The sequence below is a fragment of the Enterococcus lactis genome (genome assembly GCF_015751045.1).
GTDB classification, from domain to species: Bacteria; Bacillota; Bacilli; order Lactobacillales; family Enterococcaceae; genus Enterococcus_B; species Enterococcus_B lactis.
Genome location: NZ_BNJW01000001.1, coordinates 44,928 through 59,832, shown reverse-complemented (window position 1 = coordinate 59,832; position 14,905 = coordinate 44,928). Strand labels below are relative to the sequence as shown.

The window sequence follows — 14,905 nt, the reverse complement described above, 5'->3', positions numbered from 1 at the left end:
TAGAATAAAGAAGCAATTTTTAGCAGAAAAGAGGCATTTTAATGACGGAAAATTTGAACCAGACAATCATTCAGCTTGTACAAAAAGAGCTTTCAGACTATCGTCCCAAGCAGTTGACGACTGTACTTAATTTGTTAAATGAAGGAAACACCGTTCCTTTTATCGCGCGTTATCGAAAAGAAATGACGGGAAGTCTTGATGAAGTCCAGATTCGTGAAATCGAAGAGCGGTATGCATATCTTGAAAACTTAGAAAAACGAAAAAACGAAGTGATTCGGCTGATCGATGAACAAGGGAAACTGACCCCTGAGTTAGAAACAGAAATCACGCAATCCGTAAAAATGCAACAAGTGGAAGATTTATATCGGCCATACAAACAGAAACGGCGGACAAAAGCAACGATTGCTAAAGAAAAAGGACTTGAACCACTCGCGCTGTGGCTGATGCAGCTTACAGATGGAGAGGTGCAATCGGAAGCAGAAAAATATATCGCTAAAGAAAAAGAAGTCTCTTCTGCTGAAGAAGCGTTGCAAGGTGCGCATGAGATCATTGCTGAACAAGTCAGCGATAATGCAAAGTTTCGGACTTGGATTCGGTCTTATACGTATAACAAAGGCATGTATGTCAGCCAAGTCAAGGATGAGCAAGCAGATGAAAAAGGCGTATATGAAATGTATTATGACTTTGCAGAACCTGTCCATAAAATGGTTTCTCATCGGATATTGGCCACTAATCGAGGAGAAAAAGAAGAGGTTCTCAAAGTATTCCTTCAAGTAGACGAAGCAGCAGTTTTAGCATACTTGGATCGCCAATTAGTGAAAAATCCTGCCTCACCTTCTTCTTCCTTTGTAAGAGAAGCCTATCAAGATAGTTATAAACGCTTTATACAGCCGGCAATCGAGCGAGAACTGCGTAATGAATTGACTGAAAAGGCGGATGAGCAAGCCATCGCTATTTTTGGAGAAAATCTTCGCAATCTTTTGTTGCAACCGCCGCTAAAAGGTAAAGTCGTACTGGGATTTGATCCGGCCTATCGTACTGGATGTAAACTAGCAGTCGTAGATGCGACAGGAAAAGTTTTGGCAATCGAAGTCATTTATCCGCATAAACCTGCAGCACAAGCGAAAAGGGAAGCTGCTGGTCCAGCTTTTATCCAATTGATCAATCAATATCAAGTAGATATGGTAGCTATCGGGAATGGAACAGCCAGTCGGGAATCAGAACTTTTTGTGGCTGAACAATTGAAATCAGCCGACCATAAAGCCTATTATGCCATTGTCAATGAAGCTGGCGCTTCTGTTTACTCTGCTAGCGAAATTGCACGAAAAGAATTCCCGCATCTACAAGTAGAAGAAAGAAGTGCTGTTTCTATTGCCCGTCGTCTGCAAGATCCTTTAGCTGAATTAGTCAAGATCGATCCTAAAGCTGTCGGTGTAGGACAGTACCAACATGATGTTTCTCAAAAACGTTTGGCTGAACAATTGGATTTTGTCGTGGAAACAGCGGTCAACCAAGTAGGCGTGGATGTGAACACGGCTAGTCCACAGCTCTTGCAGCATATATCAGGATTGAATAAAACGACTGCCCAAAACATTGTCAGTTATCGTGAAGAAAATGGAGAATTTACTGCACGAACTCAGCTGAAAAAAGTGCCACGTTTAGGACCAAAAGCATATGAACAAGCAATCGGCTTCTTGCGAGTTCCTGGCGGGAAAAACATTTTGGACAACACCGGTATCCATCCCGAAAGTTATTCTATTGCGAAAGACATATTAATGACCGTCCATCTTTCAGAAAAAGAGCTTGGGACAGAAGAAGCAGTAGAAAAATTGACACGGTTATCCGCGGAGAAACTGGCTGAAAGCTTATCAGTCGGAGAAGAAACGTTAGCCGATATTTTAGCTGGGCTGACAAAACCTGGACGAGATATGCGTGATGAGATGCCAGCGCCCCTATTGCGTACAGATGTGTTGAGTATGGAAGATTTGAAACCAGGTATGGAATTGACTGGAACGGTCCGTAACGTCATCGACTTCGGCGCATTTGTCGATATCGGTGTGAAACAAGACGGACTTGTCCATATCTCAAAACTTAGCAAAAAATTTGTCAAGCATCCAACAGACGTCGTGTCAGTCGGAGATATCGTGACGGTTTGGATAGAGCAAGTTGATACGAAAAAAGGCAGAATCAGTTTGACGATGCTTTCCCCTTATGAAGAGTAACAATGAGGAGTAACAAAAATTGACACAAGAAGAACTGCAGCAGTTAGTAGAAGAGATATCATTAAAAAGCTTCCAGCGTCCTTTCAAGCACCAAGCAATGTTCAATCCACGCTTGCGTACAACTGGCGGGCGCTATCATTTAAACGATCATCATTTAGATTTTAATGTAAAGCTGTTTGAAGAGTCAGACAAAGAAACAATTGCAGGAATCATCAAACATGAACTTTGCCATTATCATCTGCATCTAACTGGAAGAGGATATCGTCATAAAGATATGGATTTCAAGTATCTTTTGAAAAAAACAGGAGGATTGCGCTATGCGCCAGCCTTGACGAAGAAACAGATAAAGATCGAATATTATCAATGCCAAGATTGTTCTGCCACGATCTGCCGCAAAAGAAGAATCGATGTACACAAATATCGTTGTGGAAGATGTCATGGGGAAATCAAATGGATTGAGACAAAGAGAGAAAGCCTCAATGAAGTATAAAAAATCAAATGAAAGGATGAAGAGTTTTTGGAAAAAAACGAGCAGAGAAATCTAAAAGACTGGAATCAGTTATTAGCCTTTTTAGCCGCACCTGATGAGAAAGATTTTGAGAAATTGTCGGCACCTATACTTATTTTAGCTGGAAACGGTCTTCCTATCTTAGCTGATAAAGCAGCACAAATGTATGTAAATGGTCAAGTAGAACGTTTGTTTTTGGTCGGCGGGGTGGGTCATGCGACTAGGATCCTTTATGAGAATTTTGAAAAGCAAGGATTTCATTTTGAAGAAGGCATGAGTGAAAGTGAAATCTGTCGTCAGTATCTAAAAGAAGTCTATGATTTGCCCGATAAGGCTTTCCTGATAGAATCGAAGTCTACAAATTCTGGAGAGAACGCCACTTTTTCACTGGAGATTCTTCATTCCTTAGATGCTGTACCAGAAAAAGTCCTATTGATGAATGATCCGACACTGCAACGCAGGACTCGAGCAACTTTTGAGAAAGTATGGCAAAATGAACAAACTGTTTTCGCAAATGCTGTGCCATTTGTACCGGAAATCCTTCACTTTTCTGAGGAGATCATCTTTACAGTAAAAGAACTGAACCATCAATGGCCGAAGGAATATTTCTATGCACTGGTGTTAGGAGAAATGGAGCGACTCCGCGACGATGAGAATGGCTATGGTCCGAAAGGAAAAGATTTTATTCCTCATATTGATATATCAGAAGAAGTTTGGTCTTCTTATACAAGAATCAAACAGTCAATAAAAACGGATTTTTCCCGTACATGACCTTTTTAGCAGGCGAATCCTCCTTTCTAAATAAATTTGGTTGAAATTTTCAATCGTTTATAAGATAATGAGGAGCGTGTTGAATGTAATAGCTAAAAGAATGGACGCTAGATAAGAGAAGAGGATTCAAATGGAAAATCAAAATAAATTGTATCATTTTGTTGGTATCAAAGGTTCAGGAATGAGCTCCTTGGCTCTTGTTTTACATGAACAAGGTTTAAATGTCCAAGGATCAGACATTGAAAAATATTTCTTTACACAAAGAGATTTAGAAAAAGCAAATATCACGATTCTGCCATTTAACGCAGACAATGTAAAACCAGGTATGACGATTATTGCAGGAAATGCATTTCCTGATTCACATGAAGAAATCCAGCGAGCAAAAGAATTAGGTTTGGAAGTGATTCGCTATCACGACTTTATTGGTCATTTTATCCAAAACTATACGAGTATCGCTGTAACCGGTTCTCACGGAAAAACAAGTACGACTGGTCTGCTCTCTCATGTATTGAGTGGTGTTCGTCCAACAAGTTATCTAATTGGAGACGGAACAGGGCATGGTGATCCGCAAGCGGAATTCTTTTCATTTGAAGCCTGTGAATATCGCCGTCATTTCCTTGCCTATTCACCAGACTATGCGATCATGACAAACATCGATTTTGATCATCCGGATTATTATACAAGTATCGACGATGTATTTACAGCTTTCCAAACAATGGCTGGACAAGTGAAAAAAGCTATTTTTGCGTACGGTGACGACGCTTATTTACGCAAATTAGAAGCAGATGTGCCGATTTATTATTATGGTGTCACAGAAAATGATGATATCCAAGCACGAAACATCGAACGTACAACATCCGGTTCTGCTTTTGATGTCTATCATGGGGATGAATTTGTTGGACATTTCACTGTACCGGCATTCGGCAAACACAATATTTTAAATGCTTTAGGTGTTATTGCAGTCGCGTATTTCGAAAAACTGGATCTGAAAGAAGTTGCGGAAGAAATGCTGACTTTCCCAGGAGTAAAACGTCGATTCAGTGAAAAAATCGTAGCAGACATGACCGTAGTCGATGATTATGCGCATCACCCTGCAGAAATCAAAGCAACCATTGATGGCGCACGCCAAAAATATCCAGATAAAGAAATAATTGCAGTTTTCCAACCTCATACGTTTACGCGTACGATTGCATTGATGGATGAATTTGCAGAAGCCCTTGATTTAGCTGATAAAGTTTACTTATGCGATATTTTTGGTTCGGCTCGGGAAGAACAAGGAAACGTTAAGATCGAAGACCTTGGAGCGAAAATCAAAAAAGGTGGAGAAGTCATCAAAGAAAATAATGTATCTCCATTATTAGATTATCATGATGCAGTAGTAATCTTCATGGGTGCTGGAGATGTTCAAAAATTTGAACAAGCGTATGAAAAACTTTTAAGCAGCACGACGAAAAATGTACTGTAATACAATTACTGCAGTGTCCTTATAAAATAAGAAAGAGGGAGAGTGGCAAAATTCTTGTCATGCTCCCTTTTTTACAACTTTTGATAAACGGCGTTCAAAAGCTTGCATCTGCGGTAATAAGCCTAGCCAAATCAAAAACATGAGAAGCTGTTTTTTCTTGACTATTCTTATTACTTGATGCAGGACAGCTTTTTCACGACCTCAGATAAACGGCGTTCAAAAGCTTGCATCTGCGGTAATAAGCCCAGCCAAATCAAAAACATGAGAAGCTGTTTTTCTTGGCTGTTCTTATTACTTGATGCAGGACAGCTTTTTCACGACCTCTTTAAACTATAGGAATCTGTTAAATCAAAGGAGCAAAACTTGCCTTTTGCGCTGCTTTTGGTACAATAATGTATGATTAAAAATAAACTGGAGGGTTTCTATCTTGAACATAGGTAAGCCGAGAAAACTAGGAAAAACAATAAATGAAATCGAGGAAGGCGACTCGTTATCTTTAACAGAATCTATTGAAGATAACCAGCTTTTGCTGTATTTGGGATTGACGAATGATGCAAATCCTTTGTATATCCAACATGACTTTGCACAAAAAACAGAATATCATCAGCCAATCGTTCCATCAGTGATGCTGATGGGGATCATCACAAGTGCAATTTCAAAGCATCTTCCTGGACCAGGATCACATGTTGTCAATTTTTCTGTCAATTTTATTGAACCGGTTTTCCATTATGAAACACTGACTTTTCAGTTTGAGGTCATAAAAGTAGATAAGATGAAGGACGTGGTGACGATTTCTGTAGAAGCGGAAAACACGAACGAAGATCGTGTGTTGGATGCTGTTGTTATGGTCCAACCGCCACAAGTTCCTGAATTGGAAATAGCAATCGAAAGTGAAGGTGAATTAAATGAATAATCCAAGTACATCAATGTCAGGCATCAATCGTTTTTATGCAAAAGTTTATGGTTTTTTAGGTATGGGGCTTGCCCTTAGTGCAGTCACTTCTTACTTGGCTCTTTGGGTATTTCCTTTACAACTAGCAACTTTTATCAATAACTTTCCATTAGGCTTTATGGGTCTGTGGATCGTTGAACTGATTTTGGTAATGGTTCTAGGCGTAAAAGCACAAAAGAATCCGAGCTTAGCGATCGGTGGATTCATTGCCTACTCTCTTTTGAATGGCGTAACATTAGCAGTTACTCTTGCATTCTACGATATTGGAACAGTAACACAAGCTTTCTTGACAGCTACCTTGATGTTCATGGGGATGTCTGTTGTCGGAGTGACAACAAAACGAGATCTTAGCGGGGTCGGAAGAGCAGGACAGGCTGCTTTGATCGGAGTGATCATTGCACTAGTCTTGAACATCTTCATTTTGAGAAGTAGCGCAGTTGAGCTGTTCATCTCACTGCTTTTAGTCGTCATCTTTGCAGGGATCACAGCTTATGATAACCAAAGCATTCGTAATATCTATGTCCAGACAAATGGAACAGCACATAGTGGCATTGCTGTATTTATGGCATTGAAGCTGTATTTAGACTTTATCAATTTGTTCTTGGCGTTTTTAAGAATCTTTGGACGGAACAACTAAAAAAGGAAAAAATTGATCAGTTGGGGCTATACCAAAATATTTGGTATGGTCCCGCTTTTTCTTTTCGCATTCCGCATGATTCTTTGTTAGAATGAATAAGAACTTTACAGTAAGGAGTTAAGAAAATGACAAAAAATAAATTATTACTCGTTGATGGGAACAGTGTGGCTTTTCGCGCATTCTTTGCGCTGCACAATTCCCTTGAACGTTTCAAAAACAGAAACGGTCTTCATACAAATGCAATCTATGCATTCAATACGATGTTTGAAAATGTTATGCAAAAAGAGCAACCGACGCATGTTCTGGTTGCGTTCGATGCAGGAAAAACGACCTTTCGGACAGAAATGTATGCGGAGTACAAAGGAGGAAGATCTAAAACACCAGGCGAATTCAAAGAACAAATGCCATATATCCGTGATTTGTTGACGGGATTAGGTGTACAGTATTACGAATTGCCCAATTATGAAGCGGATGATATTATCGGTACTTTGGCAGAAAAAGTAGATAAAAATCAATTTGATGTCGTCGTACTTTCCGGTGATCGGGATTTGACTCAATTAGCTAGTAAAGAAGTAAAAGTGGATATCACTGTAAAAGGTGTCAGCGATATCGAAAGTTATACACCAGAACATGTGGCGGAAAAATATGATGGATTGATACCAAAACAGATTATTGACATGAAGGGACTAGCCGGAGATGCCTCTGACAATATCCCAGGTGTGACTAAAATTGGTGAAAAAACAGCTATCAAGCTATTGAAACAATATGGCTCAGTCGAAGGAATCTATGAGCATATTGATGAAATGAAGCAAAGCAAAATGAAAGAAAATCTGATAAATGACAAAGAGCAAGCGTTCTTATCGAAGAAATTGGCGACCATCAATACTTCAGCCCCTGTGGAGGTCTCTATCGACTCATTGAAGTATGAAGGGAAAAATCTCGATAAACTCGTTCCATTTTATAAAGAAATGGATTTCAATCAGTTCCTTTCTAAACTGAATATCGTTGAAGAAGAAGTAAAAATGGATGATATTTTATTTGAAGTCGTGCATGAATTTAAAGAGGAAATGTTTACTACGGATATGGCACTGTACGTGGAAATGATGGGCGACAATTACCATACAGAGGAAATCGTCGGAGTAGCGTGGGGGACAGAAAAGAAAATCTATGTCACGAATGATCTGTCTGTATTCGAAAACCAAGCGTTCCATTCTTGGATCACTGATCCGACCCGATTGAAAAAAGTATATGATGCGAAACGAACTTATGTTGCTTTAAATCGCTATACTGGAAAAACGAAAGGAATCGATTTTGATGTCTTGCTAGGTGCATACCTTCTCGATACGAATGAAAAAAGCACAGATATCGAAGGAATAGCTGCACATTACGGATACAACGATATCCAATCAGATGAAACTGTATACGGCAAAGGGGCGAAAAAAGGTTTACCAGAAGAAGAGGAACTCTTTTTTGCTCATTTAGCGCGAAAAGTAGCTGCAATTAATGCGTTAACACCAAAATTGAGCCAAGAACTGGCAGATAAAAACCAAGAAGATCTTTTCCGGAAAATGGAACTGCCATTGTCTATCATTTTGGCAGAGATGGAAATAAGCGGGATCAAAGTAGATGCGACTCGCTTACAAGAAATGAAGGGCGAGTTTTCTGCTCGCTTAAGAGAGATCGAACAAAAAATCTACGAAGAAGCCGGCGAAGAATTCAATTTGAATTCACCAAAGCAATTAGGAGTGATCTTATTTGAAAAAATGGGATTACCCGTTATCAAAAAAACAAAAACTGGGTACTCCACAGCCGTAGATGTACTGGAACAGCTTCGTGAACAAGCACCAATCGTAGAGGATATCCTAACCTATCGTCAAATCGCAAAAATTCAATCTACCTATGTCGAGGGACTGCTGAAAGTGATCCAATCAGATGGAAAAGTGCATACCCGTTATGTCCAGACATTGACCCAAACAGGACGATTAAGCTCTGTTGATCCTAATTTGCAGAACATCCCGATTCGATTAGATGAAGGGAGAAAGATACGTCAGGCATTTGTTCCGAGAGAAAAAGACTGGTTGATTTATTCTTCTGACTATTCACAAATCGAGTTACGCGTACTTGCGCATATCTCAAATGATGAACATTTGAAAGCTGCCTTCCTAGAAGGTCAAGATATCCATGCCAGCACAGCGATGCGCGTATTTGGAATCGAAAAGGCAGAGGATGTCACACCAAATATGCGTCGGCAGGCAAAAGCAGTGAATTTTGGTATCGTGTATGGCATCTCTGATTACGGACTTTCACAAAATTTAGGCATCAGCCGAAAAGCAGCACAGCAATACATCGATACGTACTTTGAAAAATACCCAGGTGTCAAAGAATATATGGAAAGAATCGTACGCGAAGCAAAAGATCAAGGCTACGTCGAAACGCTGTATCACCGCCGACGATATTTGCCAGACATCAATTCAAGAAATTACAATATCCGTTCTTTTGCGGAACGAACAGCTATCAATACACCAATTCAAGGAAGTGCTGCTGATATTTTGAAAATCGCGATGATTGAATTGGATAAACGATTAAAAGAAACAGGTCTTCAAGCTACGATGCTGTTACAAGTTCATGATGAACTTGTCTTCGAGGTACCTGAAAAAGAACTTGAATCATTAGATAAATTGGTGAAGAAAGTTATGGAACAAGCTGTTTCTCTCCATGTACCACTGATCACTGACAGCAGTTGGGGAAAAACGTGGTACGAAGCAAAATAAACATTGTTTAAGACAGAGCAATATAATGAAGGTGAAAAGAAAAAATGCCAGAATTACCAGAAGTAGAAACCGTTCGTAAAGGATTGGAACGGTTAGTAGTAGGAAAAACGATTCAGAAAGTGCAGGTCTTGTGGCCCAAGATCATTGAGCAACCAGAGACGCCCCTCTTTGAGGCTTCTCTTGTTGGCGAAACCATCCAATCCATTGGACGTAGAGGGAAGTTTTTGATTTTTCATCTCGATCATTATGAACTGATCTCACATTTGCGAATGGAAGGAAAATATCAATTCACGAAAGAAAATACACCAATCGATAAACATACGCATGTACTTTTCTTTTTTGAGGACGGGAGCCAACTTCGCTACAACGATGTACGAAAATTTGGTCGTATGACAATTGTCGAAAAAGGAGCAAGTGCAACTTACCGAGGAATCATGAAATTAGGACCTGAGCCATTGCCTGACAGCTTTTTATTAGCAGATTTTGCAGCTGGACTGAAAAAATCGCACAAAGCAATCAAGCCTTTACTGCTAGATCAACGTCTAGTAACGGGACTAGGTAATATTTATGTAGACGAAGCATTATGGGAAGCGAAGATTCATCCAGAACAACCGGCGAATACATTATGTCCAAAAGAGATAGAACAATTACGTCTATCGATCATTGATGTTTTGAATCGTGCAATAGAAGCCGGAGGTACCACGATTCGCAGCTATTTGAATGCATTAGGAGAATCAGGCGGATTCCAAGTCGCACTGCATGTCTATCAGCAAACTGGCAAACCATGTATACGTTGTGGGACACCGATCGTGAAAATAAAAGTGGCACAAAGGGGGACTCACTATTGTCCGAATTGTCAAAGGCTGAAAATCGAAAAGTAGGCTTTGTTTTAGGTTTGACGGGCGGAATAGCTACTGGCAAAAGTACGGCAGCCAAAGTCTTTCAGTCTCATGGATTTCCTTTGATCGATGGTGACGTGATTGCTAGAGAAACTGTTGAGCCTGGAACGCTTGCTCTGAGGAAGGTTGTGTCCGTGTTTGGCCAAGAGATATTGCAGTCTGATGGTCAGCTAGATCGAGGAAAACTTGGGATGATTGTTTTTCCATCAAAGGAGAAACGACAAAAACTTGATCAGCTATTAGATCCGTTTATCCGAAAAGCGATAAAAGATCAAATCGCCTATCTAAGTTCCCATCATCCTTTAGTAATTGTAGATATCCCATTGCTCTATGAAGGTCATTATGACCACTATATGGATGCAGTAGCTGTCGTTTATACCACGCCAGATATTCAACTCAGACGCTTGATGAAACGTAATCAACTAACACTAGAACAAGCACAGCAGAGAATTAGCAGTCAACTTCCAATCGAAGAAAAAAAGCAGCGTGCGGATATTTTGTTTGACAACAACGGAACAAAAGAGGAACTTGTGGAACAAATCGAAAATTGGCTTTCAGCTAATCGCTTTCTTTGAGTATCTGTGTCAAGTTTGCTATCCTGAGTATATAGAAAGCGAGGGATAGCGATGGGATCATTTAAAAACCAAAAGGATAAAGTCGTAGGTAACGCAAAAGAAAAAATCGGCGAAATACTCAATAAAGAAAATCTAATCGATGAAGGTCGTACGCAATCAGAAACAGCAGAAGAGAAAGAAAAGCAGTACCAAGCAAGAATCGATGAAATAGAAGACCAGCAGGCAGAAAAAGAAGCGAAACAGCAAGATTTGACTCAAGAACGAAAAAATCCGGTACCTGATCGTAGTAAGACACCGCTCCCAGAAAGTGAACACATTCCTGATGAACAAAAAATCGAGGAACAACGAATGAAACACTATACAGGAATCGAAGAGAAGTTATAAAACAATAAGAAATAGAGATGTGACTTGAAGCAGATGATAAGATGTTCATCTGCTTCAAGTTTTTTGTGCTAGCCGACTAAATCAGCTTTTGGGCGAGTCATTTCTCAGCAATCAAGGTCATCAGTACTGGAAAATTGAAATTGAATTAGGAAAGGGGACATAATTACGCATGAAAACAGAAAAAATTGTTCTTATATCCGTGTTTTTTTGGGTAGGACAGTCGCGTTTGTGATTTGTTTCGTGTTATAATACAACTAGTTGTAAAGAAAGACACATCCTTTATATAAAAATGCGATGCAAGAGGTGAGACAAAATGAGATGTCCCAGATGTCAACATAATAATTCACGAGTAATCGACAGCCGTCAAGCAGATGATGGACGTGCGATCCGTCGCCGTCGCGAATGTGAGAATTGTTCGTTCCGCTTCACTACTTTTGAACGAATTGAAGCTGCTCCGTTATTAGTCATCAAGAAAAACGGGGAACGCGAAGAATTCAATCGCGATAAAATTTTAAGAGGACTCATCCGCTCAGCAGAAAAAAGACCTGTAGCTATGGAGCAAATGGAACAAATCGTCAACCATGTCGAAAACCGCGTACGCAGTCTTGGGGAAAACGAAGTATCAACGAATCTGATTGGTGAATATGTGATGGAGGATTTAGTCGATTTAGATGAAATCGCGTATATCCGTTTTGCCAGTGTTTATCGCCAGTTCAAAGATATGTCTGTTTTCTTAAAAGAGCTGCAAGATATCGTGGATAAAGCAAAAGAAAATAATAAAGAGAATAATAAAGAGAATAATAAAGAGAATAATAAAGAAAACAATTAAGAAACAAAAAGGAGGCATTTCCTTGGAAAATGCTTGGAAAGAGCTTCAACCAAAAAATATTTACCAAGGAAGAAAAGAAGCTCCGCTGAGGGAAGACAGCAAGAACGCGTTGCTGTATCTTTATCAGCCACTGATCGGCGGAGAAGCCTTGAGTATCTATTTCACTCTGTTATCAGAGATCTCGCAAGAATCTGGTGAAGGTCCTGAAGGGATGCATGCAGATTTACTCAGTAGTCTAGGCTACGGGATCCCTCAATTTTATGATGCAAGAAAAAAGCTGGAAGGAATCGGCTTACTGGATGTTTATTTTAAAGAAGATAGCGATCTGGGGCCTCGTTTTATTTATGAGTTGTTAGAGCCACTCATTCCTAAAGCATTTTTCAAAGATTCTGTTCTGGCATTTCTTCTTTTGGAAAAAGTTGGTGAACGACGATTCCAGAAGCTTACTCAGTTGTTTGAACCTAAAAGGCATACAACAGAGGGATATCAAAAAATCACGAAAAAATTTTTAGATGTTTATCGCTTCAATGAAGCAGTATACGCTGCTAATCAAGAAAACATCGAATCACTGAATAAATCTTTTGAAGAATCTGAGCCAGTAGCATTACTTGAAACAGATTCGACATTCGATTGGCAATTTTTGAATGATTGGCTGGCAAAAAAACATATGACTGTTCTTGATGATTCAATCATCAAACAAGTCGACATGTATCATCACCTTTATGGATTCGATGAACTAACTCTTGGTGAACTCATCAGTCAATCTTATGATTTTAGTGAACAAAAGGTATCCATGAAGGAGCTGCAAAAAGCTGTTTTGGCAATGCAGAGACGACCAGTGAAGCAAATAAAGGAAACAGTAGCTGTTGCTGAAAATAGCAATGAATCTCCGACGAACGAACATTTGACAAATGCAGCGCTTCAGTTGATAAAAGAAGCACAGAGCATTCCGCCGATGAAATATCTGGAAGCAATCAAGTCAGAAAAAGGCGGATATGTTTCTAAACAAGAAACTTGGTTACTGCAAGACCTTGTTTCTCAATCAGGTCTTTCCAGCAGTGTGATCAATGTTTTGCTGAATTATGTATTGGTGATCAAAAATAATGCTAGCTTAAATGCTAGTTATGTGAATACAGTGGCAAATGAATGGGCACAAAAGAAAATCGCCACAGCAGAAGAAGCGATTCAGCATATTCGGCAAATAAGCAATCAAGCAAAACAATCAAAACAAAAAAAGCAAACAAATTATCCAAACGGCAAGCGAAATGTTCGGCGGGAAAAGCTTCCTGATTGGGTCAACCAGCCAAAAGATGAAAAACAGATCAGTAGTGAGAAAAAAGCAGAGATTGACCGCCGTTTTAAAGAATACCTGGCGAAAAAGGAGGGTGACATCTAATGGAAGACGTAGGCAAAGAATTGAAGAGGATCATCAGCAAACGTAATTATCAAGAAAAATATGCTGAAATGATTGCTGACGTCCTAAATGATACGGATGTTCAAGCTTTTCTAAGTGCACACCAAGAAGAACTGACACAAGCGGATATTGAAAAAAGCTACGCCAAATTGTATGAGTTCGTGCAAGAAAAGCGTAAATATCAAAAAAACGATCCAACGATGATCGCTCCAGGATACGAGCCGAAGTTGACGTTGAATTTTCATTATGTGGATGTCACTTATGTACCAACAGAAGCATTGTTAGCTCGGCAAAGACAAGAAGAAATTAGAAGCCGAGTAAAAGCAATGGATATGCCAAAAGATATTCAATCAGCATCTTTTGAAAACTTTGAGCGTACAGATGGACGAGGATATGCAAGCTTGGAAGCCCTAGATTTCGTAGAGAAATATACTGCAGATCCAAAAGGGTATCATAAAGGTCTTTATTTGGTGGGGAGTTTTGGTATTGGAAAAACATACTTATTAGGAGCAACAGCGAGAGAACTAGCGATTGCTGGATTCACCACGACATTAGTCCACTTTCCGACGTTTGCCGTTGAGATGAAACAGGCAATCGGAAAAGATCAAGTGGCAGAAAAGCTAGATGCAGTGAAGCGTTCCCCCATTTTAATGATTGACGATATTGGTGCAGACGCGATGAGCAGTTGGATACGGGATGAAGTATTTGGCGTCATCCTTCAATATCGGATGCAGGAACAGCTACCGACCTTCTTCTCATCAAATTTCACAATGGATGAATTGGAACAGCATTTGTCCGTCACTCAACGTGGAGATGAAGAGCCGCTGAAAGCAAAACGCATAATGGAACGCATACGTTATTTGACAAAAGAAATCGAAATGACTGGTCGCAACCGCCGCAATGGTTGAACAGTTGATAAGTCCAACTGATATTTGACCAAGGAGTAAAAGCAGGTCAGCGAATCTTTACATGGACAGAAATGACCGGAGACAATCACCGCAACAAGTAGTGCAAAAACTTAAACGGAGGATTTTTTATGAGGGCTATTTTTTCTAGTATATATGTAGTTGGTCTATTTTTTATTTTAGCAGGATGCGGTAGTGCAGACAGCAACACAGGTTCTCTTGATTCGATTGATGCGGGTCAAACAATAAAAACAAGCAGTACGAAAACGGAGGGACAAAGCATATTTGTAGGAACGATTGAAAGCATCACTCAAGTAGAAGCGGAAGAAGAAACGATTCAACTGAAACTCGTCGATGTCATGGCCAAAGAAGATCCAGCGAATATGGGGACATCATTCAGCAATGACGGAGTGATTTTGAATGCTACTGCTGAAAAAATAAGCGTGGACATAGATGAACTGAAAATCGGTGACAAAGTCCAATTTACATTAGTTGAGATGCCGATCATGACGATGTCTATCCCACCACAAGTGCCTGGAGATTCGATCATTGATATTTCATTGAACAAATAAT

General features: G+C 39.8%; 14 protein-coding genes. All 14 read left to right on the top strand.

Annotated elements, in window-relative coordinates; genetic code table 11:
* Positions 1–41 precede the first annotated feature (41 nt).
* The 14 genes from KFO35_RS00365 (at position 42) to KFO35_RS00300 (ending at position 14,904) form a co-directional block, all read left to right on the top strand.
* Positions 42–2,222, top strand: a complete 2,181-nt coding sequence (locus tag KFO35_RS00365) for a Tex family protein (RefSeq protein WP_070703695.1) — start codon at positions 42–44, stop codon at positions 2,220–2,222.
* Between the two features lie 19 nt (positions 2,223–2,241).
* Positions 2,242–2,712, top strand: coding sequence for a SprT family protein (locus KFO35_RS00360; protein WP_002306555.1), 471 nt, complete (start codon positions 2,242–2,244; stop codon positions 2,710–2,712).
* A gap of 27 nt (positions 2,713–2,739) precedes the next feature.
* Positions 2,740–3,501, top strand: a complete 762-nt coding sequence (locus tag KFO35_RS00355; protein ID WP_002314879.1) for a YdcF family protein — start codon at positions 2,740–2,742, stop codon at positions 3,499–3,501.
* 130 nt (positions 3,502–3,631) lie between these two features.
* The gene (gene murC, locus KFO35_RS00350; RefSeq protein ID WP_002291978.1) at positions 3,632–4,966 is read left to right on the top strand and encodes a UDP-N-acetylmuramate--L-alanine ligase; all 1,335 of its coding nucleotides are present in this window, start codon (positions 3,632–3,634) and stop codon (positions 4,964–4,966) included.
* 427 nt (positions 4,967–5,393) lie between these two features.
* Positions 5,394–5,879, top strand: coding sequence for a MaoC/PaaZ C-terminal domain-containing protein (locus tag KFO35_RS00345; protein ID WP_002291977.1), 486 nt, complete (start codon positions 5,394–5,396; stop codon positions 5,877–5,879).
* Positions 5,872–6,555, top strand: coding sequence for a Bax inhibitor-1/YccA family protein (locus KFO35_RS00340; RefSeq protein ID WP_002306560.1), 684 nt, complete (start codon positions 5,872–5,874; stop codon positions 6,553–6,555). The genes KFO35_RS00345 and KFO35_RS00340 overlap by 8 nt, the downstream gene beginning before the upstream one ends.
* Before the next feature lie 125 nt (positions 6,556–6,680).
* A complete protein-coding gene (gene polA, locus KFO35_RS00335) occupies positions 6,681–9,326 on the top strand; it encodes a DNA polymerase I (RefSeq protein ID WP_002314880.1) in 2,646 nt (881 codons plus the stop codon).
* Positions 9,327–9,370: 44 nt separating this feature from the next.
* Positions 9,371–10,207 carry a DNA-formamidopyrimidine glycosylase gene (mutM, locus tag KFO35_RS00330; protein WP_002314881.1) on the top strand — a complete coding sequence of 279 codons (837 nt, stop codon included), beginning with the start codon at positions 9,371–9,373 and terminating at the stop codon, positions 10,205–10,207.
* Positions 10,171–10,800 (top strand): dephospho-CoA kinase, encoded by a 630-nt coding sequence (gene coaE / locus KFO35_RS00325; protein ID WP_002291970.1) that lies wholly within the window; start codon positions 10,171–10,173, stop codon positions 10,798–10,800. Before mutM ends, coaE begins: the two co-directional genes overlap by 37 nt.
* A gap of 51 nt (positions 10,801–10,851) precedes the next feature.
* A complete protein-coding gene (locus tag KFO35_RS00320; RefSeq protein ID WP_002291968.1) occupies positions 10,852–11,184 on the top strand; it encodes a hypothetical protein in 333 nt (110 codons plus the stop codon).
* 313 nt (positions 11,185–11,497) lie between these two features.
* Positions 11,498–12,013, top strand: a complete 516-nt coding sequence (nrdR, locus tag KFO35_RS00315; RefSeq protein ID WP_002324940.1) for a transcriptional regulator NrdR — start codon at positions 11,498–11,500, stop codon at positions 12,011–12,013.
* A gap of 22 nt (positions 12,014–12,035) precedes the next feature.
* Positions 12,036–13,409 carry a replication initiation and membrane attachment family protein gene (locus tag KFO35_RS00310; protein WP_002314882.1) on the top strand — a complete coding sequence of 458 codons (1,374 nt, stop codon included), beginning with the start codon at positions 12,036–12,038 and terminating at the stop codon, positions 13,407–13,409.
* Positions 13,409–14,335, top strand: a complete 927-nt coding sequence (dnaI, locus tag KFO35_RS00305; RefSeq protein ID WP_002306563.1) for a primosomal protein DnaI — start codon at positions 13,409–13,411, stop codon at positions 14,333–14,335. The genes KFO35_RS00310 and dnaI overlap by 1 nt, the downstream gene beginning before the upstream one ends.
* Positions 14,336–14,463: 128 nt before the next feature.
* Positions 14,464–14,904, top strand: coding sequence for a hypothetical protein (locus tag KFO35_RS00300; RefSeq protein WP_002291962.1), 441 nt, complete (start codon positions 14,464–14,466; stop codon positions 14,902–14,904).
* The last annotated feature ends 1 nt before the right edge of the window (position 14,905 follow it).

Excerpts from the sequence above, each read along its gene's own strand:
- KFO35_RS00365 (WP_070703695.1), top strand. The coding sequence starts at position 42 with ATGACGGAAAATTTGAACCAGACAATCATTCAGCTTGTACAAAAAGAG.
- murC (WP_002291978.1), top strand. The coding sequence starts at position 3,632 with ATGGAAAATCAAAATAAATTGTATCATTTTGTTGGTATCAAAGGTTCA.
- KFO35_RS00340 (WP_002306560.1), top strand. The coding sequence starts at position 5,872 with ATGAATAATCCAAGTACATCAATGTCAGGCATCAATCGTTTTTATGCA.
- polA (WP_002314880.1), top strand. The coding sequence starts at position 6,681 with ATGACAAAAAATAAATTATTACTCGTTGATGGGAACAGTGTGGCTTTT.
- mutM (WP_002314881.1), top strand. The coding sequence starts at position 9,371 with ATGCCAGAATTACCAGAAGTAGAAACCGTTCGTAAAGGATTGGAACGG.
- KFO35_RS00320 (WP_002291968.1), top strand. The coding sequence starts at position 10,852 with ATGGGATCATTTAAAAACCAAAAGGATAAAGTCGTAGGTAACGCAAAA.
- nrdR (WP_002324940.1), top strand. The coding sequence starts at position 11,498 with ATGAGATGTCCCAGATGTCAACATAATAATTCACGAGTAATCGACAGC.
- dnaI (WP_002306563.1), top strand. The coding sequence starts at position 13,409 with ATGGAAGACGTAGGCAAAGAATTGAAGAGGATCATCAGCAAACGTAAT.
- KFO35_RS00300 (WP_002291962.1), top strand. The coding sequence starts at position 14,464 with ATGAGGGCTATTTTTTCTAGTATATATGTAGTTGGTCTATTTTTTATT.